The organism is Streptomyces thermocarboxydovorans (genome assembly GCF_039524635.1).
GTDB classification, from domain to species: Bacteria; Actinomycetota; Actinomycetes; order Streptomycetales; family Streptomycetaceae; genus Streptomyces; species Streptomyces thermocarboxydovorans.
The window spans coordinates 1-19,458 of the sequence record NZ_BAAAGU010000054.1; the positions used below are offsets into that span (position 1 = coordinate 1).

General features: G+C 72.3%; 18 protein-coding genes, 1 pseudogene and 1 riboswitch. Of the genes and pseudogenes, 15 read left to right on the top strand and 4 right to left on the bottom strand.

Annotated elements, in window-relative coordinates:
• The 5 genes and pseudogenes from ABD198_RS23485 to ABD198_RS23505 all read left to right on the top strand — a co-directional run.
• Positions 1-112, top strand: a pseudogene (locus ABD198_RS23485) (flavodoxin-dependent (E)-4-hydroxy-3-methylbut-2-enyl-diphosphate synthase); the annotation flags it as partial.
• A 28-nt stretch (positions 113-140) separates the two neighbouring features.
• Entirely contained in the window at positions 141-2,114 is a 1,974-nt protein-coding gene (gene dxs, locus ABD198_RS23490) for a 1-deoxy-D-xylulose-5-phosphate synthase (RefSeq protein ID WP_344005389.1), read from the top strand.
• The gene (locus tag ABD198_RS23495) at positions 2,111-3,529 is read left to right on the top strand and encodes an aspartate aminotransferase family protein (protein WP_344005391.1); all 1,419 of its coding nucleotides are present in this window, start codon (positions 2,111-2,113) and stop codon (positions 3,527-3,529) included. The genes dxs and ABD198_RS23495 overlap by 4 nt, the downstream gene beginning before the upstream one ends.
• Before the next feature lie 138 nt (positions 3,530-3,667).
• Complete coding sequence (locus ABD198_RS23500; RefSeq protein ID WP_344005393.1) at positions 3,668-4,291, top strand: helix-turn-helix domain-containing protein; 624 nt, start codon at positions 3,668-3,670, stop codon at positions 4,289-4,291.
• Between the two features lie 41 nt (positions 4,292-4,332).
• Positions 4,333-4,443: a DUF6126 family protein gene (locus tag ABD198_RS23505; RefSeq protein ID WP_344005465.1), complete on the top strand. Its 111-nt coding sequence runs from the start codon at positions 4,333-4,335 to the stop codon at positions 4,441-4,443.
• Between the two features lie 45 nt (positions 4,444-4,488).
• Here the strand turns inward: ABD198_RS23505 and ABD198_RS23510 are convergent, their stop codons facing one another.
• A complete protein-coding gene (locus ABD198_RS23510) occupies positions 4,489-5,286 on the bottom strand; it encodes a tyrosine-protein phosphatase (RefSeq protein WP_344005395.1) in 798 nt (265 codons plus the stop codon).
• Positions 5,287-5,786: 500 nt separating this feature from the next.
• Positions 5,787-5,951: riboswitch (cyclic di-AMP (ydaO/yuaA leader) on the top strand.
• 2 nt (positions 5,952-5,953) lie between these two features.
• On the opposite strand from ABD198_RS23510, the gene ABD198_RS23515 reads away from it, so the two are divergent.
• Both ABD198_RS23515 and ABD198_RS23520 read left to right on the top strand, forming a co-directional pair.
• Positions 5,954-6,877 (top strand): peptidoglycan DD-metalloendopeptidase family protein, encoded by a 924-nt coding sequence (locus tag ABD198_RS23515; RefSeq protein ID WP_344005397.1) that lies wholly within the window; start codon positions 5,954-5,956, stop codon positions 6,875-6,877.
• A 235-nt stretch (positions 6,878-7,112) separates the two neighbouring features.
• Positions 7,113-7,898 (top strand): SGNH/GDSL hydrolase family protein, encoded by a 786-nt coding sequence (locus ABD198_RS23520; protein WP_344005467.1) that lies wholly within the window; start codon positions 7,113-7,115, stop codon positions 7,896-7,898.
• Between the two features lie 301 nt (positions 7,899-8,199).
• Here the strand turns inward: ABD198_RS23520 and ABD198_RS23525 are convergent, their stop codons facing one another.
• Entirely contained in the window at positions 8,200-8,805 is a 606-nt protein-coding gene (locus ABD198_RS23525) for a TetR/AcrR family transcriptional regulator (RefSeq protein WP_344005399.1), read from the bottom strand.
• 139 nt (positions 8,806-8,944) lie between these two features.
• Here ABD198_RS23525 and ABD198_RS23530 point away from each other — a divergent pair, with 139 nt between their 5' ends.
• Positions 8,945-10,150: an MBL fold metallo-hydrolase gene (locus tag ABD198_RS23530; protein ID WP_344005401.1), complete on the top strand. Its 1,206-nt coding sequence runs from the start codon at positions 8,945-8,947 to the stop codon at positions 10,148-10,150.
• Positions 10,151-10,241: 91 nt separating this feature from the next.
• On the opposite strand, the gene ABD198_RS23535 is transcribed toward ABD198_RS23530, so the two are convergent.
• A complete protein-coding gene (locus ABD198_RS23535; protein WP_344005402.1) occupies positions 10,242-11,747 on the bottom strand; it encodes an MFS transporter in 1,506 nt (501 codons plus the stop codon).
• Between the two features lie 30 nt (positions 11,748-11,777).
• A complete protein-coding gene (locus ABD198_RS23540; protein ID WP_344005403.1) occupies positions 11,778-12,032 on the bottom strand; it encodes a class I SAM-dependent methyltransferase in 255 nt (84 codons plus the stop codon).
• A 637-nt stretch (positions 12,033-12,669) separates the two neighbouring features.
• Here ABD198_RS23540 and ABD198_RS23545 point away from each other — a divergent pair.
• The 7 genes from ABD198_RS23545 (at position 12,670) to ABD198_RS23575 (ending at position 19,390) form a co-directional block, all read left to right on the top strand.
• Positions 12,670-14,730: a sensor histidine kinase gene (locus ABD198_RS23545; RefSeq protein WP_344005405.1), complete on the top strand. Its 2,061-nt coding sequence runs from the start codon at positions 12,670-12,672 to the stop codon at positions 14,728-14,730.
• Positions 14,731-14,798: 68 nt separating this feature from the next.
• The gene (locus tag ABD198_RS23550; protein WP_344005407.1) at positions 14,799-15,260 is read left to right on the top strand and encodes a roadblock/LC7 domain-containing protein; all 462 of its coding nucleotides are present in this window, start codon (positions 14,799-14,801) and stop codon (positions 15,258-15,260) included.
• The gene (locus ABD198_RS23555; protein WP_167996948.1) at positions 15,257-15,634 is read left to right on the top strand and encodes a DUF742 domain-containing protein; all 378 of its coding nucleotides are present in this window, start codon (positions 15,257-15,259) and stop codon (positions 15,632-15,634) included. The genes ABD198_RS23550 and ABD198_RS23555 overlap by 4 nt, the downstream gene beginning before the upstream one ends.
• Positions 15,612-16,241: a GTP-binding protein gene (locus tag ABD198_RS23560; RefSeq protein WP_344005410.1), complete on the top strand. Its 630-nt coding sequence runs from the start codon at positions 15,612-15,614 to the stop codon at positions 16,239-16,241. The genes ABD198_RS23555 and ABD198_RS23560 overlap by 23 nt, the downstream gene beginning before the upstream one ends.
• A gap of 60 nt (positions 16,242-16,301) precedes the next feature.
• On the top strand, positions 16,302-16,877 hold the full coding sequence (locus tag ABD198_RS23565; RefSeq protein ID WP_344005412.1) for a GAF domain-containing protein: 576 nt from the start codon (positions 16,302-16,304) through the stop codon (positions 16,875-16,877).
• Positions 16,878-17,086: 209 nt separating this feature from the next.
• The gene (gene tdh, locus ABD198_RS23570; RefSeq protein WP_344005414.1) at positions 17,087-18,118 is read left to right on the top strand and encodes an L-threonine 3-dehydrogenase; all 1,032 of its coding nucleotides are present in this window, start codon (positions 17,087-17,089) and stop codon (positions 18,116-18,118) included.
• A 75-nt stretch (positions 18,119-18,193) separates the two neighbouring features.
• On the top strand, positions 18,194-19,390 hold the full coding sequence (locus ABD198_RS23575) for a glycine C-acetyltransferase (protein WP_344005416.1): 1,197 nt from the start codon (positions 18,194-18,196) through the stop codon (positions 19,388-19,390).
• Positions 19,391-19,458 lie beyond the last annotated feature (68 nt).

The following is a 19,458-nucleotide window of genomic DNA, read 5'->3' on the forward strand; positions in this document are numbered from 1 at the left end:
GGTGCCGGAGTCGAAGATCGTGGAGACGCTGATCGAAGAGGCCATGAAGCTGGCCGGGCAGATGGAGAAGGACGGCGCCGCGGCGGGGGAGCCGGCCGTCACCGTGAGCTGAACAGCACGGAAGTGAAGGGGGCCCTAGCGTGACGATCCTGGAGAGCATCCGGCAACCACGCGACCTGAAGGCGCTGTCCGAGGGGGAGCTCGTAGAACTGTCCCACGAGATCAGGGAGTTCCTGGTGAACGCGGTCGCCCGCACCGGCGGTCACCTCGGGCCCAACCTGGGCGTGGTGGAACTCACCATCGCCCTGCACCGGGTCTTCGAGTCACCGGTGGACCGCATCCTGTGGGACACCGGCCACCAGAGCTATGTCCACAAGCTGCTGACCGGACGTCAGGACTTCTCCAAGCTGCGCGGCAAGGGCGGCCTGTCCGGCTACCCCTCCCGCGAGGAGTCCGAGCACGACATCATCGAGAACAGCCACGCCTCCACCGCCCTCGGCTGGGCGGACGGCCTCGCCAAGGCCCGCGACGTGCTGGGGGAGAAGGGCCATGTGGTCGCCGTGGTCGGCGACGGAGCGCTGACCGGCGGCATGGCCTGGGAGGCGCTGAACAACATCGCCGTCGCCAAGAACCGGCCTCTGATCATCGTCGTCAACGACAACGAGCGCTCCTACGCCCCCACCATCGGCGGCCTCGCCAACCATCTGGCCACCCTGCGCACCACCGACAGCTATGAACGCGTGCTGGCCTGGGGCAAGGACGTACTGACCCGCACCCCCGTCGTCGGCAACACGCTCTACGAGGCGCTGCACGGCGCCAAGAAGGGCTTCAAGGACGCCTTCGCACCGCAAGGTCTCTTCGAGGACCTGGGCCTGAAGTACGTCGGCCCGATCGACGGGCACGACATCAAGGCCGTGGAGTCCGCGCTGCGCCGCGCCAAACGCTTCCACGGTCCCGTCCTGGTCCACTGCCTCACCGAGAAGGGCCGCGGCTACGAGCCCGCCCTCGCCCACGAGGAGGACCACTTCCACACCGTCGGCGTGATGGACCCGCTCACCTGCGCCCCGCTCGCCCCGTCCGGCGGACCGTCGTGGACGTCGGTGTTCGGCGAGGAGATGGTGCGCATCGGCGAGGAGCGGGAGGACGTGGTGGCGATCACCGCCGCCATGCTGCACCCGGTGGGCCTCGGTCCGTTCGCCGAGCGGTTCCCGGACCGGGTGTGGGACGTGGGCATCGCCGAGCAGCACGCGGCCGTCTCCGCGGCCGGACTGGCGACCGGCGGACTGCACCCCGTCGTCGCCGTCTACGCCACCTTCCTCAACCGCGCCTTCGACCAGCTGCTGATGGACGTGGCGCTGCACCGCTGCGGGGTCACCTTCGTGCTGGACCGGGCCGGTGTCACCGGCACCGACGGCCCCTCCCACAACGGCATGTGGGACATGTCCGTCCTCCAGGTCGTCCCCGGCCTGCGCATCGCCGCACCCCGCGACGCCGACCAGCTGCGCGCCCAGCTGCGCGAGGCGGTCGCCGTGGACGACGCGCCCACCCTGGTGCGCTTCCCGAAGGAGTCCGTCGGACCGGCGATCCCGGCGCTGGACCGGGCCGGCGGCATGGACGTGCTGCACCGGGCCGACGAGGCGCAGGTGCTGCTGGTGGCGGTCGGCGTGATGGCGCCCATCTGCCTGCAGGCCGCCGAGCTGCTCGAGGCGCGCGGCATCGGCTGCACCGTGGTCGACCCCCGCTGGGTCAAGCCCGTCGACCCTGAACTGCCCCGGCTGGCGGGCCGGCACCGGCTGGTGGCCGTGGTGGAGGACAACAGCCGGGCGGCGGGCGTCGGCTCGGCGGTCGCGCTGGCGCTGGGGGACGCCGAGATCGACGTGCCGGTGCGGCGCTTCGGCATCCCGGAGCAGTTCCTCGCGCACGCCAAGCGCAGCGAGGTGCTCGCCGACATCGGACTGACGCCGGTCGAGATCGCCGGCCGGATCAGCGCGAGCCTCGCCGTGCAGGAGGAGCTCGTGCAGGAGGGCGTGACAAGAGAGCTCGTCAAGGGAGAGTTGTCCGCGCCGTCACCGGACGGGCCGGCCGGCCGGGACCGACAGGAGCATCAGGCATGACCACCGCCCAATCCCCGTCGGAGTCCTCGCGGGCCGGGGACTTCGACCTCGGCGCGCTGCTGGCCGAGCGCGGGGCCGAGCGCTACGAGCTGCACCAGAAGTACCTGAACCACCAGCTCCCGCGCATGCTGCACACCATCGGCTTCGACAAGGTCTACGAGCGGGCCGAGGGCGCCTACTTCTGGGACGCGGACGGCAACGACTACCTGGACATGCTCGCCGGGTTCGGGGTGATGGGCCTCGGCCGCCACCACCCCGTCGTCCGCAAGGCGCTGCACGACGTGCTGGACCTGAACCTCGCCGACCTGACCCGCTTCGACTGCCAGCCGCTGCCCGGACTGCTCGCCGAGAAGCTGCTGGCGCACAGCCCCCACCTGGACCGGGTCTTCTTCGGCAACAGCGGCACGGAGGCCGTGGAGGGCGCGCTGAAGTTCGCCCGCTACGTCACCGGCCGGCCGCGCGTGCTGTACTGCGAGCACGCCTTCCACGGGCTGACCACCGGCTCCCTGTCGGTCAACGGCGAGACCGGCTTCCGGGACGGGTTCGCCCCGCTGCTGCCGGACACGGCCGTACCGCTCGGCGATCTCGACGCGCTGGAGCGGGAGTTGCGCAATGGCGACATCGCCGCGCTGATCGTGGAGCCGATCCAGGGCAAGGGCGTGCACGAGGCCCCGCCCGGCTATCTGCGGGCCGCGCAGGAGCTGCTGCACCGGCACAAGGCGCTGCTGATCGCGGACGAGGTGCAGACCGGTCTGGGCCGGACCGGCGACTTCTACGCCTACCAGCACGAGGAGGGCGTCGAGCCGGACCTGGTGTGCGTGGCCAAGGCGCTCTCCGGCGGCTACGTCCCGGTGGGGGCCACCATCGGCAAGGACTGGATCTTCAAGAAGGTCTACTCGTCCATGGACCGGGTGCTGGTGCACTCCGCCAGCTTCGGGGCCAACGCCCAGGCCATGGCGGCGGGCCTCGCGGTGCTGTCGGTCATGGAGAACGAGCAGATCGTCGCGGGCGTCCGGGCCACCGGCGAGCTGCTGAAGAACCGGCTGACGGCGCTGAAGGACAAGTACGAGCTGCTCGCCGATGTGCGGGGCCGGGGCCTGATGATCGGCATCGAGTTCGGCCGGCCCCGCTCGCTGAAGCTGCGCGGACGCTGGACCATGCTCCAGGCCGCGCGCAAGGGGCTCTTCGCCCAGATGGTCGTCGTCCCGCTGCTGCAGCGGCACCGGATCCTCACCCAGGTCTCCGGGGACCACATGGAGGTGATCAAGCTGATCCCGCCGCTGATCATCGGCGAGCGCGAGGTGGACCGGTTCATGGCGGCGTTCACCGCGGTGATGGACGACGCGCACGACGGCGGCGGCCTGATGTGGGACTTCGGCAAGACGCTGGTGAAGCAGGCGGTCGCGCAGAGGTGAGGCGGTCCGCCGCGCGGAGGTGAGGCGCGGTCCGTCGCGCGGAGGTGAGGCGGGCGCCGGGGTCGGGTCGGACTCCAGGGGCTTTGCCTGTGAGGCAAAAGATTTGCCCCACGGGCAAACCTCCGGCTGAATGGAGCCATGAGCTCCCCCGAGACGGGGCGGCCGGCCGGACCGGCCGCTGCCTTTCCCGCGGTCGCGCCCCAGCTCCGGGCGCTGCGGCGCCGCGCCTCGCTGACGCTGGAGGCCGCGGCCCGTGAGGCGGGTCTGTCGCCCGCGCATCTGTCCCGGCTGGAGACCGGGCAGCGCCAGCCCTCGCTGCCGGTGCTGCTTTCGCTGGCCCGCATCTACGGTACGACGGTCTCCGAGCTGCTCGGCGAGACGGCCGCCGGCCGGGACGCTGTGATCCGCGCCGCCCACATGGAGCCCACCGCCGCCGGCGGCTGGACGTACTGGCAGGCCGGTGCCCCCGGGCGCGGCATGCAGGCGCTGCGGGTGCGGGTGCCGTACGGCTCCCAGGGCGACATCGTGCGCGTCCACCCCGGCGAGGAGTGGCTGTACGTCCTCAAGGGGCGGCTGCGGCTGCGCCTCGGGGACGGGCTGCACCGGCTGGCGCCGGGCGACAGCGCCCACTTCGACTCGCTCACCCCGCACCGGATCGCGGCCGAGGACCCCGACGGGCTCGAGCTGCTGTTCGTCCACACCCTGCTGCAGAGCCCCACGGCCGCACTGTGCCTGGGCCCGACACGTGAAGAGGCACCGTGACCGACAAGAACACGAAGGACGCAGGCCGGAACACCAAGGACATGGAGGAGAGGTTCCCGCGCGCGCTGTGGGTGAGGCTGTTCATCTACATCGCGGTGGGGCATGTCTTCGCGGCCTTCATCTACCTGCTGTTCGAGGTGGGCGCCAAGTAGCGGGCGCCGGGGCCGACGGCACGTGCGCCGGGTGGCGGGCGGCGCTCAGTCCAGCAGGCGCTCGCGCAGCCGCTCCCGGTGCTCGGGGCTGAACGACAGCCCCTGCTCCAGGTAGGCGTCGACGCCGCCCCAGGTCTCGTCGATGGTCTCCAGGGCGGCCGACAGGTACTCGGCGCGGGCGTCGAACAGGGGGCTGAGCAGCTCCATCACCTCGGGCGAGTGGGCCGCCGGGGCGTCGCTGCTGCGGCGCACCTTGTAGCGCCGGTGCTTGGCGTTGGACTTCAGATAGTCCTCGTAGATCGCGTCCCGCTCGACGCCCAGCGCGAGCAGCGTCACCGCCACCGACAGGCCCGCGCGGTCCTTGCCCGCCGCGCAGTGCATCAGCGCGGGGACGCTGTCCTCGGCGAGCGAGTGCAGCACCCGGGAGTGCTCGGCGGTGCGCGTGACGATCATGGTCCGGTAGGAGTGGATCATCCGGGCCGCGCCCTTGCCGTCGTCGAGGATCTCGCGCAGCTGCTCCAGGTCCCCGTCGCGGACCATCTTCCAGAACTCGGCGCCGTCGGCCGGGTCGCTCAGCGGCAGGTTCACATTGCGCACGCCCGGCAGCTCGACGTCCGGCCCCTCCAGCTTCTGGTCGGCCGCGTTGCGGAAGTCGAAGATCGTGTGCAACCCCAGGGAGGAGAGGAAGGCCGCGTCCTCGGCCGTCGCGTGCGCCAGATGACCGCTGCGGAACAGCACACCGTGCCGCACCCGTCGTCCGTCCACGGTCGGCAGGCCACCCACGTCGCGGAAGTTGCGTACTCCGGCCAGCTCGGGCTCGGTCGACGGGATGTGCTGCGTCACGGGGGCTCCTCCCACTCTGCGCCGCCGCGCGGCTCGGCGGCGGGTTCTGTCGACGATACGACATGGCTGCCCTGGGCAACGAGAACGAGCTACCCCGTCGATATGGGCGATATGCCCTGATATGTCTGGCCGGGCGGGTGAGCTTCGCATGCCCTGTCGCGACGCCGGCGACACGGCGGCCAAATCACCTCTTAAGCCGTTCTGTCCGTTTAGACAATTTCGCCATAACGTGCCCCGAAAGAAAGGGAGATGGGAATGGGGTGCGTGAGCATCGTCATATTCGTGACGATGCGTTGTCGCCATGTTCACGTAATTCACGAGCTTTACAAGGGAATTCGCGGCCCGCGCGGATCCCGGTGCGACGCTCGGTGACCGCATTTGTGCCTGTGGATCACGGAAAAACGGCTTCGCAGGGAACCTCGTGCTTGTCCCATTGCGTCTTGCTCGCTTACGTTCCACACCGATCCGGACGGACGCCTAATCCTGCCGCCGTCCGGGGCCCGCACAGACCACTGACCCGTGTTCGGCAGGAGCGGGGGACCCACAGGTAAGACTGCCTGGACCGGTCTCCGGAACAGGCTTGGGGTTAAGTCGCGTTGAGGCGCGGCCGGGCATCTCCAGCCCGAACCCGACAGCTCACCTCGCAGGCGCCGGAGAGGAATTCGTCATGCCCGCGAAGGGTAAGCACCGTCGTCCCAGGACGCTTAGTTTCACCCGATCCATCGCCGTCGCCGGTACCGGTGGCGCCGCACTCGCGCTGCCGCTTCTCGGCGCCACCGGAGCCAACGCCGCCACCGCGCAGGTGGCCCCGGAAAAGACCGTCCAGACCCTTTCCGTCGCCGGCCAGAAGGCCGACGGCGACCAGGGCGGCGAGGCCCGCACGTACATCGTGAAGGCCGGCGACTACCTCGTCAAGATCGCCGAGAAGGAGGGCGTCGAGGGCGGCTGGAAGAAGCTGTACGCCGACAACCGCGAGGCCGTCGGTGACGACCCGTCGCTCATCCACCCGGGTCTGAAGCTCACCATCGACGGCAAGGCCGCCGAGAGCGCGCCGGAGAAGTCCACCGCCGCCGACCCGGCCGCCGCCAAGCCGGAGTCCAAGCCGGCCGCGAAGCCCAAGGCCGAGAAGGCCCCGGAGCAGTCCGCCCCCAAGGCGACCGGCGCCCAGCAGGCCGCCACCACCTCCGGCTTCACCTCGCCGGTGCCCGGCGGCGGCATCGGCACCGCCTACAAGGTGGCCGGCAGCATGTGGTCCAGCGGTTACCACACCGGTGTCGACTTCAGCGTCCCGACCGGCACCTCCCTGAAGGCCGTCGGCTCCGGCACCGTGGTCTCCGCCGGCTGGGGCGGCGCCTACGGCAACCAGGTCGTCATCAAGCTCAACGACGGCTACTACGCCCAGTACGCCCACCTGTCCTCGCTGTCCGTCTCGGCCGGCCAGACGGTGAGCGCCGGGCAGCAGGTCGGCCTCTCCGGTGCGACCGGCAACGTGACCGGCCCGCACCTGCACTTCGAGATCCGCACCACGCCGGACTACGGCTCCGACGTGGACCCGATCTCCTACCTGCGCTCGAAGGGCGTCGCCATCTGACGCCCGCGGCAACCGCTGCATCTCCCTGACACGCCGCCGAAGGCCGGACCCCGATCCCCGGGTCCGGCCTTCGGTGTTGCGCGGAGCACACCCGCCCCGTATTCCGGGGTTGGCGGATTCTTTGAGAGTGGCTTATCTCACCGCCCGTCAAGCTCTGCCTACGGTCGCGTAGGTCACATTCGAAGGTGAATCATGAGGGGCTGTGGCAGACGATTCGAAGAGTGACAGCGCAGCAGTGATCGGGTCGTACGTGGCGGTGGGGGACAGCTTCACCGAGGGCGTCGGGGACCCAGGCCCCGACGGGGCGTTCGTCGGCTGGGCCGACCGGCTCGCCGTGCTCCTCGCCGACCGCAGGCCCGAAGGCGACTTCCAGTACACGAACCTCGCCGTGCGCGGGAAACTGCTCGACCAGATCGTCGCGGACCAGGTGCCGCAGGCCGTGCAACTCGCCCCCGATCTGGTCTCGTTCTGCGCGGGCGGCAACGACATCCTGCGGCCGGGCACCGACCCGGACGAGGTGGCCGAGCGCTTCGAGCGCGCGGTCGCGCGGCTGACCGAGGCGGCCGGGACCGTGATGGTGACGACCGGATTCGACACCCGCGGCGTGCCGCTGCTCAAGCATCTGCGGGGCAAGATCGCCACCTACAACGGGCACGTCCGGGCGATCGCCGACCGGTACGGCTGCCCGGTGCTTGACCTGTGGTCGCTCAAGAGCGTGCAGGACCGCAGGGCCTGGGACGCGGACCGGCTGCACCTCTCGCCCGAGGGGCACACCCGTGTCGCGCTGCGGGCCGGGCAGGTCCTGGGGCTCGAGGTGCCGGCGGACCCGGAGCAGCCGTGGCCGCCGCAGCCGCCGCGCGGAACCCTGGAGGTCCGGCGGGACGACGTGCACTGGGCGCGGGAGTACCTGGTGCCGTGGATCGGCCGCCGCCTGCGGGGCGAGTCCTCCGGCGACCACGTCACACCCAAGGGCACGCTGTCCCCGGAGGACATCCGCTCGCGCATCGGCGCGGTGGCCTGAGTCCGCTGAGCCGGCCGCCGGTAGCGCGGGCGGCCGGCGCGGCCGGGGCCGTCGAGGTGGCGTCCGGGCACTTCGGCAGCGCCGTGGTGTCGTCCGCGCACGCCGGGGGCGCCGTGGAGTCGTCCGCGCACCCCCGGGGCGCCGTGGTGCCGTTCGCCGGACCTGAGCCAGCCGCACAAGCCGGACGTGCGCCCACCGCAGGAATCGGGGGCGGGCCACGCGGCCCAGGGTCGTCGAGGTGTCGTCCGGGCACTCCGGCAGCGCCGGGATGTCGTCCGTGCCCGCCCGCACGCCGGGCGGATCACCGGCCCGGCCCCGGAAGCTCCAGCTCCCGTGCCAAGGCCTCCTCGGCCCAGGTCCTGGCGCGGGAGCGCGGGATCGTTCCCGTGTAGGAGGTCAGCTGGACGGCGAGGCCGTCCAGCAGGGCGGTCAGGCGCAGGGCCGCCCCCGCGGGATCGGGGCAGGTGAACTCGCCCGCCTCCACGCCCTCCTCGATGACCTCCGTCAGCGCCGCCTTCCACTGACGGTCCAGGTCCCGGGCAACCTCGCGCAGCGCCGGATCGCGCAGGGACACCGCCCAGCCCTCGATCCACAGGCGCCAGCCCTTCGCCTGCCCGGTCGGCGCGTACCAGCGCACGGCCGCGCGCAGCCTGCGCAGGGCCGTGGTGCGGCGGCTCAGCAGCTTCCGCAGCCGGGCCAGGTCGGCCTCGGCCGCATGCGCGAACGCGGCGGCGACCAGCCGCTCCTTGGTGGCGAAGTGGTACAGCACCAGCGCGTTGCTCACCCCGAGCGCCGAGGCCACGTCGGAGATCCGTACCGCGGCCACACCCCGTTCCTCGATCTGCTCGATGGCAGCCCGCAGCATCTCCTCGCGCCGCTCCGCCACGCTCAACCGCACCCTCGTCACGGCGGTCACCCTAGCCCGTACATGTCACGGCGAGGGACGCCCGTACCAGCCGAACAGCACCGCCTCAGCCGATCAGCACCGGGTCGCCGGGACCGGCCGCACATAATGGAAATCCTGACCCATCCCAGCTGGAGGCACCGTGGCCGGATTCCGTACCCACAGCTCCGGGCTCCGCGCGCTGCGGCCCCCGGCCTTCGGCGCGGACCCCAGCGGTGAGCGCATGGCGCGCATCCGCAGATCCCCGCACTTCAAGGACGGCGTCTTCGTCAACCCCGGAGGCCCGGCGCGCACCCGCCCCGCGGGCTCCTCCCGGGACCTGGCGAAGGCCCTGCTCGACAAGGAGAGCCGCGCCCGCCGCGCCCCCAAGGGCACGGTGCCGGTCCACCCCACCACCCTCGCCGACATCGCCCGCCCGCCCGCCACCGGGCTGCGCCTGACCTGGATGGGGCACGCCAGCGTGCTCGCGGAGATCGACGGGCAGCGGGTGCTGTTCGATCCGGTGTGGGGCGAGCGCTGCTCACCCTTCCCCTTCGCCGGACCCCGGCGGCTGCACCCGGTGCCGCTGCCGCTGGCCGCCCTCGGCCCGGTCGACGTCGTGGTGATCTCGCACGACCACTACGACCACCTGGACCTGCCCACCATCAAGGCGCTGGCCGGCACCGACACCCTGTTCGCGGTGCCGCTCGGCGTCGGCGCCCACCTGGAGCGCTGGGGCGTGTCCGAGGGGCGGCTGCGCGAACTGGACTGGCACGAGTCCACCCGGATCGGCGGCCTCACGCTCACCGCGACCCCCGCCCGGCACTTCTGCGGCCGGGGCCTGCGCAACACCCAGCACACCCTGTGGGCGTCCTGGGTGGTCGCGGGCGAGCAGCACCGCGTCTACCACAGCGGCGACACCGGCTACTTCACCGGCTTCACGGACATCGGTTCGGCCCACGGGCCGTTCGACGCGACGATGATCCAGCTCGGCGCGTACTCGGAGTTCTGGCCCGACATCCATATGACGCCCGAGGAGGCCCTGCGCGCGCATCTCGACCTCCAGGGCGGGCAGCCGGGCGGGGTGCTCCTGCCGATCCACTGGGGCACCTTCAACCTGGCACCGCACGCCTGGGCGGAGCCGGGGGAGTGGACCAAGGACGTGGCCGAGGAGGCCGGCCAGGCGGTGGGGTTCCCGCGTCCGGGCGAGCCGTTCGAGCCCGCGGGCAAGCTGCCGGTGGAGGCCTGGTGGCGCGGGGTGTCCGGCCCGGTCGCCCGCCACTGGCGCAGGCCGGAAGGCGCCGCCGCCGAGTCCGGCGAGCCCGCGGAGCCGCCGGGGCGCGACCTCGACCTCGCGGGCGAGCGGTGACGGCGACCGGTCTCAGGCCTTGGTGACGCCGGCCGGGCGCAGGTTGTGGTGACGTCGGCCGGGCGCAGGCCTCGGTGACGGCGGGCGTGGCTCAGTTCCCGCTGCCGTGCTCGCTTCCGTGAGCCGAGCGGCCCGCGCCGCCCGGTGTGGAGGCGCCGGCCCGGTCGCCGTGCGGAAGGCGGCGGGCCAGCAGGCCGACGGCCGCCGCCAGGGCGAGCAGCAGCCAGGAGCAGCCCATCAGGGCCGCGGTGAAGTCCCGCTCGTCCAGCCCTGCCCCCGCTTCCTGGGGATCCGCGCCCAGCAGGGCGACGAACAGCGCACCGAGCACGGCGACCCCGAGCGAGGACGCGAGCTGGTTGGCGGTCAGCACCATCCCGGATCCGGCCCCGGCGTCTTCCCGGCGGACGGTGGCCAGGACCACCCCGATGAGCGGCGCCGACACGATGCCCTGCCCCGCCCCGGACACCAGCAGCGCGGGCGCGAGCAGGAGGGCCATGACCGGCCCGGAGTACGCCGGGTGCGGCGCAAGGGTCGCGATCAGGATGACGTAGCCGGCCACCATGACCGCGGCGCCGATGAGCAGCACCCGGCTGCCGTAGCGGTCGGTGAGGCGGCGGCTGAGCAGGGACGCGGCGGCGAAGCCGACGCCCAGCGGCAGGAAGCCGATGCCGGAGGCGAGCGGCGACAGGTGGAGCCCGTCCTGGAAGACATAGGCGAGCAGCAGGAAGAGCCCGTAGTTGCCGCTGTAGAAGATCAGGGCGATGGCAAGCCCGGTCCGGAAGCCGGAACCGCCGAAGAGGGACGGCGGAATCAGGGGCGAACCGCCCGCCCGCTCCCGCCGTCGCTCCACGAACCACAGCGCGACCAGGGTCAGGGCCGACCCGGCGAAGGCCGGCCACACCCAGGGGGGCCAGCCTTCGGCGCTGCCCTGGATCAGCGGGAAGATCAGCAGAGTCATGGCGACCGCGGTCAGCAGCAGCCCGGGGACGTCCAGCGGGCGGCGCTCGGCGGGGCGCCGCCGCGGGAGCAGGGCCGGCGTGCAGGCGGCCACGGCGAGTCCGATGGGCACATTGACCAGGAACACCGTACGCCACCCCAGCCCGAGGACGTCCGCGCGGATCAGGGCACCGCCGATGATCTGCCCGAGGACCGCCCCCAGCCCCAGCGTCGCCCCGTACAGGGCGAGCGGCCGCGCCCGCTGCTCCTTCGGGAAGAGCACCTGGATCAGCGCCAGCACCTGCGGCAGCATCAGCGCCGCCGCCAGGCCCTGGCCCAGGCGCAGGGCGATCAGCACGGCGGCCGAGGGCGCCGCCGCGCATCCGGCGGACAGCGCCGTGAACCCCAGCACGCCCAGCAGGAACACGCGCGCCGGTCCGTGCGAGTCGCCGAGCTGCGCCCCGGTGGTCAGCATCACGGCGTAGGCCAGGACGTAACCGCTGATCACCATCTGGATGGCGGAGAAACCCGCGTCCAGGTCCCGCTGGATGGAGGGGGCGGCGACATTGACGATCAGCACGTCGAGGATGCCCATGAAGGACGCGAGCAGCAGTACGGTCAGTCCGCCGCGTCGTCGCCGGGCCGCCGGGGCGTGCGTCATGGGAGCCTCTTCCGGATGCGCCGGTACCCGTCACACGCGTGTGATGCGCAGCGGGACGACATAGAAGGAGCGGGCCTCGGCGAACGCGAAGACCTGGGGCTCGTGGGCGTAGGAGCCGGGCGAGCCCAGGACCGTCGCGAACATGGTGTTGAAGTCGTTGGCGGGGATGTCGGTGTGCACCACCGTCACCGGGGTGTCCTCCCCGGTGCGTCCGCGGATCCCCTCCACCACCAGGCGCATGGGGTCCAGGGAGTTGGTCCCGGCCGCCACCCCGAGATCCGCCACCCGGAAGGGCTCCCCGTCCGGCGGGAGGGAGCCGCGTCAACGGCGCGGCGCAGCAGGGGCATTCCGTAGTCGTCGGCGTGGCGCTGTACCCGTGAGTGCCGTGCATAGCCGCGTCCCATGGCACCCTCGGCGCCGCGCGGAGTCGATCCGGTCATAGAGACCTCGCTCACCAGGTTCACCAGCAGTCGCGGCCCCTTCGACCACGATAGCCGCGGCCCGCATCCCCGCCACCTGCGCAACGGACGGCGGAACCTTGGCCTGATGATTACTGAAAGTGATGTCCACAAGGTGGTCGGGTCGGGGTCTCCTGGCGGGTTTCCCTCCCGGCCCCGCGCGCCGTACGGCCGGAACGAGGGAGTGAGGGGCGCGAGCCTCCTCGATCGCATCGATCGCCCGCGACCGTTTCTGAACAGGGCTGATCGGTTCGTGATCGAGCGTCGGTCGCCGGTCGACCGGGTTATCGGTCTGTCGTACGAGGCCTCATACCAGAGCGGGACGTAGGCCGGGGGAGTTTGTCAACTGCCCACCGCACATGATGCGGTGACGACTACGGTGAGTGTCGGTCGACAGCGTCGCAAGAGGGAGCGGGGACCGGTACGTGCAGGCACAAGTCGGACGAGGGAACCGGCCGGGAGGCATGAGTGCCGAGTCGGAGACCGGGCCGGCCGTGCGCGGGCGCGTGCCCCGGCGCGAGGGCACGCCCCGGCGCGAGGGCGGACGGCACGGGCGCCCGGGCGCCAGACCCGCCGCGCCCCTGGCCGAGACGCACATACGGCCGCAGCTGCTGCGGCTCGCCGTGCTGCCGCCCGTCGCCGTCGCGCTCAGCGCCTGCGCCGCCGTGCTGTTCATGGTCCGGTCCACCGGGGTGCGGCCGAGTCCCGCCCTGTGGGCCGTGCTCGGCGGCGCGGTGTGCGTGGCGCTCGCCGGCATCGTCCTCGCCGCCGTGGCCGCCGGCCGCACCGCGCGCGCCGTGCGCAACCGCATCGCCCTGCTGCGCCGGAGCACCGCCCGGCGCGAGGGCGAACTGCGCGCCCTCGTCGAGACGCTGCGCCGCGGCGACGGCCCGCCGCCCCGGGCCCGCTACGGCGGACCGCCCCGGGACGCCGACGACTTCGACCTGCTCGCCGCCGACCTGGCGCGCGCGCACGACGGTGCCGTGACCGCCGTGGTGCAGGCCTCCCGGCTGTCCAGCCAGGCGGGCAGCGAGCAGAAGCTCGAGGTGTTCGTCAACCTGGCCCGGCGACTGCAGTCCCTGGTGCACCGGGAGATCTCGACCCTCGACGAGCTCGAGAACGAGATCGAGGACCCCGAGCTGCTCAAGGGCCTCTTCCACGTCGACCACCTGGCCACCCGCATCCGCCGCCACGCGGAGAACCTGGCCGTGCTCGGCGGCGCCGTCTCCCGGCGGCAGTGGAGCAACCCCGTCTCCATGACCGAGGTGCTGCGCTCGGCCATCGCCGAGGTCGAGCAGTACTCGCGGGTCAAGCTGGTGCCGCCCATCGAGGGCACCCTGCGCGGGCACGCCGTCGCCGACGTCATCCACCTCCTCGCCGAACTCGTCGAGAACGCCACGGTGTTCTCCGCCCCGCACACCCAGGTGCTGCTGCGGGCCAACCGGGTCACCTCGGGGCTCGCCGTCGAGGTCGAGGACCGCGGGCTCGGCCTGCCGGTGGACGAACAGGAGCGGATGAACGCCCTGTTGAGCGACCCCGACCAGGTCAATGTGGCCAGTCTGCTGGCAGACGGGCGGATCGGGCTGTTCGTGGTCTCGCAGCTCGCCAAGCGGCACGGCATCCAAGTGAGGCTGCAGACCAACATCTACGGCGGTGTGCAGGCCGTGCTCGTGGTGCCGCAGACCCTGCTCGGCGCGCAGCCGGGCGCGGACCCGGCGGGCGGGCAGGACCACACGGGCGACACCGGTACGGGGACCGGCCCGGCCGGCACCGGTACCGGCCGGGCGACGCCGCCCGCCGGTGTGCCGCTGACCCCGGCCGCCACCCCGTCCGTACCGCAGTGGCAGCGGCCCGGTCCGGGCGGCAAGCCCTCGCCCTCGCCGGTGTCCGCGCCCGCCTCGCCCGCCTCATCCGCCGGGCACACCCGGTCCGCGGAGCACACCCGGTCCGCGGAGCACACGCGGCCGGCGGCGGCGTCCGTGACGCACGCGACGCCCTCCGCGCCCGCGCCGGCTGAACAGCCCGCCCCGGCCGCCCCGTTCGTGCCCTCGGCCCGGTCCGCGAACGGCCGGTCCGTCGCCCCGCCGCTGCCCGTGCGCGGCGCACGGCAGACGCGGCCCACCCCGGCCGAGGCCGTGCCCGGCATCAGCGCGGAGGACCGGCAGGTCCTCGCCGAGAAGGAGAACGAGCCGCTCACCCCGCGCACCGGCACCGTGCGGGGCACCATGGGCCGGCCCCAACTGCCCCGCCGCCGCGCCCAGGAGCACATCGCACCCCAGCTCCGCGACGGCCCCGTCCCGCGCCAGGACCCCGAGGAGGTCCCCGGCCACGACCCCAACCTCATGGCCGCCTTCCGGCGTGGCATCAGCCTGGCCGAGACCCAGCAGCACCCCGACGGCACCCACTCCGTCGAGCCCCGGTCCGCCGAGCGGGCCGCCGAACCCGACCGCACACCCCTTCCCGCACGGGACCCGGAACGTATCGAGCACACCCCCCGGCACGACGGGAGCGCATCCGCCGGATGACCACCTCCACCCCCGGCCCCAGTCCCAGCGCTCCCGCAGACCTTCGTACGACAAGGAGTCGATCCACCATGGCGAGCGATGCGCCGACCGCCCATGTATCCGATCTCGACTGGCTGATGAGCGGCCTCGTGCAGCGCGTACCGCACACCAGCAGCGCCGTTCTGCTGTCCTGCGACGGACTGGTGAAGTCCGTGCACGGCCTCGACCCGGACAGCGCCGACCACATGGCCGCCCTGGCCTCCGGCCTGTACTCGCTCGGCCGCAGCGCCGGCATCCGCTTCGGCGACGGCGGCGACGTGCGGCAGGTGGTCGTCGAGCTGGACTCCACCCTGCTGTTCGTCACCACCGCCGGATCCGGCACCTGCCTCGCGGTGCTGGCCGGCCGGGAGGCCGACGCGGCCGTGCTCGGCTACGAGATGGCGATGCTGGTCAAGAGCGTCCGGCCCTACCTGGTGACCGCACCCCGGCAGCACGCCGCCGAGCCCCAGGCATCTCCGGGTTCGCCGGCTTCCCCGGCGATGAGGTCTTGAGCGCGACGGCGGCCGGCGACGGACCCTGGTTGGACGACGCCGCCGGGCGGCTGGTGCGCCCGTTCACCGTCAGCAACGGCCGCACCCGTCCCACCGTCGCCCTCGACCTGCTGTCGCAGGTGATGGCCACGGGAGCCACCCCCCTCGGCTATCTCGGCCCCGAACACGCACAGGCCCTGGACCTGTGCCGCGCCCCCGTCCCCGTCGCCGAGGTCGCCGCCCATCTCAAGCTGCCGGTGGCCGTCACCAAGGTGCTGCTGGCGGATCTCGTCGACTGCGGGGCGCTGACCACCAAGCCCCCCGCGTTCCACCACACCCCGACGGACCGGGCCCTTCTGGAGGCAGTGCTCGATGGACTACGACGACAGCTCTGACTACGGCAACGGCACCGAGCACGGCGCCGACGTCTTCCCCACCGCGCTGAAGATCCTCGTCGCGGGCGGGTTCGGCGTGGGCAAGACCACCTTCGTCGGCGCGGTCAGCGAGATCGCGCCGCTCAGCACGGAGGAACTGCTCACCACGGTCAGCGCCGCCACCGACAGCCTCGACGGCATCGAGAACAAGGTCGAGACGACCGTCGCCATGGACTTCGGCCGGATCACCCTCGACCCGGAACACGTGCTCTACCTGTTCGGCACGCCCGGACAGGAGCGGTTCTGGTTCATGTGGGACGAGCTCTGCGAGGGCGCCCTCGGCGCCGTCATCCTCGTCGACACCCGGCGCCTGGAGGAGTGCTTCCCGGCCGTCGACTTCTTCGAGCAGCGCGGGCTCGGATTCATCGTCGCCGTCAACGAGTTCGACGGCGCCTTCCGCTACGACCCCGAGGAGGTGCGTGCCGCACTCGACCTGCCGGACGAGATCCCCGTGGTGTGCTGCGACGCCCGGATCTCCAGCTCCGGCGTCCAGACCCTGCTCACCCTCGTCCGGCACCTCATCGCCTACGCGCCGGCCACCGCCACCGGACATGGCGCCCACATGTGATCCCCGCACACCGTCACGGAGCCCGTACATGACTCTCGCCCACCTACAGGGAGCCCGCCCATGAGCTACGACCCGCCCCGCCCGGCCGGTCGTCTGCTGCTCACCCCCGAGGACAAGGAGGCACCCGCCCGCAGGCGCAGGCTGCAGCTGCTGGGACTGGGGGAGCGCCCCGAGCCCGCCCTCGACGCCTTCGCCCACCGGCTCGCCGAGCTCACCGGCGCCCCGTACGCCATGGTCAACTTCCTGCACGAGGAAGGGCAGTTCTTCGCCGGCCTGTACACCCCGTCCGTTCCGCCCGCCGTGCGCAGCGACGGCACAGGCACCCTGCTGGGCCGGTCGCTGCCGCGCGACCACGGCTTCTGCCCCCATGTGGTGGCGCGGCGCAAGGCGCTGGCCCTGCAGGACGTCGGCGACTACCCGCGGTTCGCGGGCAATCCGGTCGTCGACGAGTTCGGCATCCGCTCCTATCTGGGCGCCCCGCTGATCGACAGCACCGGCATGGTCCTGGGCACCGTGTCGGTCTGCGACATCCGGCCGCGGGCCTGGGGGCAGGAGGGCCTCGCCGCGATCAAGGAGCAGGCGGCCCGGCTCGTCGTACGCCTGGAGGGCCGGGAGGACGGCGGTCTGCTGCTCTGACCCGCCCGGAGCGGGCCTCGAACGCCCTGAGCGCGTTGCACCGCCGATGAGGTGACGCGTGAAGGAAAGCTGTGGCTGAGCTTAAGAAATCCTCGATGGACCGGTGATGGTGTTGTACGGCAGATTGCAGTGCGATTCCACTCCTCTCCCCGGTGCCGGGCCTCCTTCGCATGCCCTGGTGCCGGGACACACCCACAGGAGCCGTTGCGTTGAAGGCGCTCGTCAAGGAGAAGGCGGAACCCGGGCTGTGGCTCGCGGACGTTCCGGAGCCCGCCGTCGGACCCGGCGACGTACTGATCAAGGTGCTGCGCACCGGTATCTGCGGCACCGATCTGCACATCCGGAACTGGGACGGCTGGGCCCAGCAGACCATCAGCACCCCGCTGGTCCTCGGGCACGAGTTCGTCGGCGAGGTGGTGGAGACCGGGCGGGACGTCCCCGACGACATCAAGAACGGTGACCTGGTCAGCGGCGAGGGCCATCTGGTGTGCGGCAAGTGCCGCAACTGCCTGGCCGGCCGCCGCCACCTGTGCCGGGCCACCGTGGGTCTGGGAGTCGGCCGCGACGGCGCCTTCGCCGAGTACGTCACGCTGCCCGCCTCCAACGTCTGGGTGCACCGCGTCCCCGTGGACCTGGACATCGCCGCGATCTTCGACCCGTTCGGCAACGCCGTGCACACCGCGCTGTCCTTCCCGGTCGTCGGCGAGGACGTGCTGATCACCGGGGCCGGACCCATCGGTCTGATGGCCGCCGCCGTGGCCCGCCACGCGGGCGCCCGCCACGTCATGATCACCGACGTGAGCGAGGAGCGCCTGGAGCTGGCCCGCAAGATCGGCGTCAGCCTCGCCCTGAACGTCGCCGAGTCGAGCATCGCCGACGGCCAGCACACCCTCGGCCTGCGCGAGGGCTTCGACATCGGCCTGGAGATGTCCGGCCGCCCCGAGGCCATGCGGGACATGCTCGCCAACATGACGCACGGCGGCCGGATCGCGATGCTCGGCCTGCCCGCCGAGGAGTTCCCCGTCGACTGGGCCCGGATCGTCACCTCGATGATCACCATCAAGGGCATCTACGGCCGCGAGATGTTCGAGACCTGGTACGCGATGTCGGTGCTGCTGGAGGGCGGCCTGGACCTCGCCCCGGTCATCACCGGCCGCTACGGCTACCGCGACTTCGAGGCCGCCTTCGACGACGCGGCCAGCGGCAAGGGCGGCAAAGTCATCCTGGACTGGACCGCCTGACGCCCTCGCGGGCCGCACCGCCGCCCGCCCGCCGCGCCGACCGCTTCCGCGCCACCACCCTCAGGAGCATCCGCCATGTTCGCTTCCGTCCGCGACGACCTCCGCGCCACCCTCGACGAGATCCGCGCCGCCGGCCTGCACAAGCCGGAACGCGTCATCGGCACCCCCCAGTCCGCCACGGTGAACGTCACCGCCGGCGGCCGCCCCGGCGAGGTCCTCAACTTCTGCGCCAACAACTACCTCGGCCTCGCCGACCACCCCGAGGTCATCGCCGCCGCCCACCAGGCCCTGGACCGCTGGGGCTACGGCATGGCCTCGGTCCGCTTCATCTGCGGCACCCAGGAGGTGCACAAGGAGCTCGAGGCCCGGCTGTCGGCCTTCCTCGGCCAGGAGGACACGATCCTGTACTCCTCCTGCTTCGACGCCAACGGCGGCGTGTTCGAGACGCTGCTCGGCCCCGAGGACGCCGTCATCTCCGACGCGCTCAACCACGCGTCCATCATCGACGGCATCCGCCTGTCCAAGGCCCGCCGCTTCCGCTACGCCAACCGTGACCTGGAGGACCTGGAGCGGCAGCTGAAGGAGGCCTCGGACGCGCGCCGCAGGCTGATCGTCACCGACGGCGTCTTCTCCATGGACGGCTATGTGGCGCCGCTGCGGGAGATCTGCGACCTCGCCGACCGCTACGACGCGATGGTGATGGTGGACGACTCGCACGCCGTCGGCTTCGTCGGCCCCGGCGGACGCGGCACCCCCGAGCTGCACGGCGTGATGGACCGCGTCGACATCATCACCGGCACGCTCGGCAAGGCCCTCGGCGGCGCCTCCGGCGGCTATGTCGCCGCCCGCGCCGAGATCGTCGCGCTGCTGCGCCAGCGCTCGCGGCCCTACCTGTTCTCCAACACGCTCGCCCCGGTGATCGCCGCGGCCTCGCTGAAGGTCCTCGACCTGCTGGAGTCGGCGGACGACCTGCGCGTCCGGCTCGCCGAGAACACGGCCCGCTTCCGCCGCCGGATGTCCGGGGAGGGCTTCGACATCCTGCCCGGCGACCACCCCATCACCCCGGTGATGATCGGCGACGCGGCGCGGGCCGGCCGCATGGCGGAGCTGCTGCTGGACCGCGGCGTCTACGTCATCGGCTTCTCCTACCCGGTGGTCCCGCAGGGCCAGGCCCGCATCCGCGTCCAGCTCTCCGCCGCCCACTCCACCGAGGACGTCGACCGCGCCGTGGACGCCTTCGTCGCCGCCCGAGCGGAACTGGACGCGGCCTGAGCGGGAGCATCCCCCGTTCCCCGTTTCGCGTTTCGCGTTTCGTGACGATCGGAGCGCTTCGCCCTGCC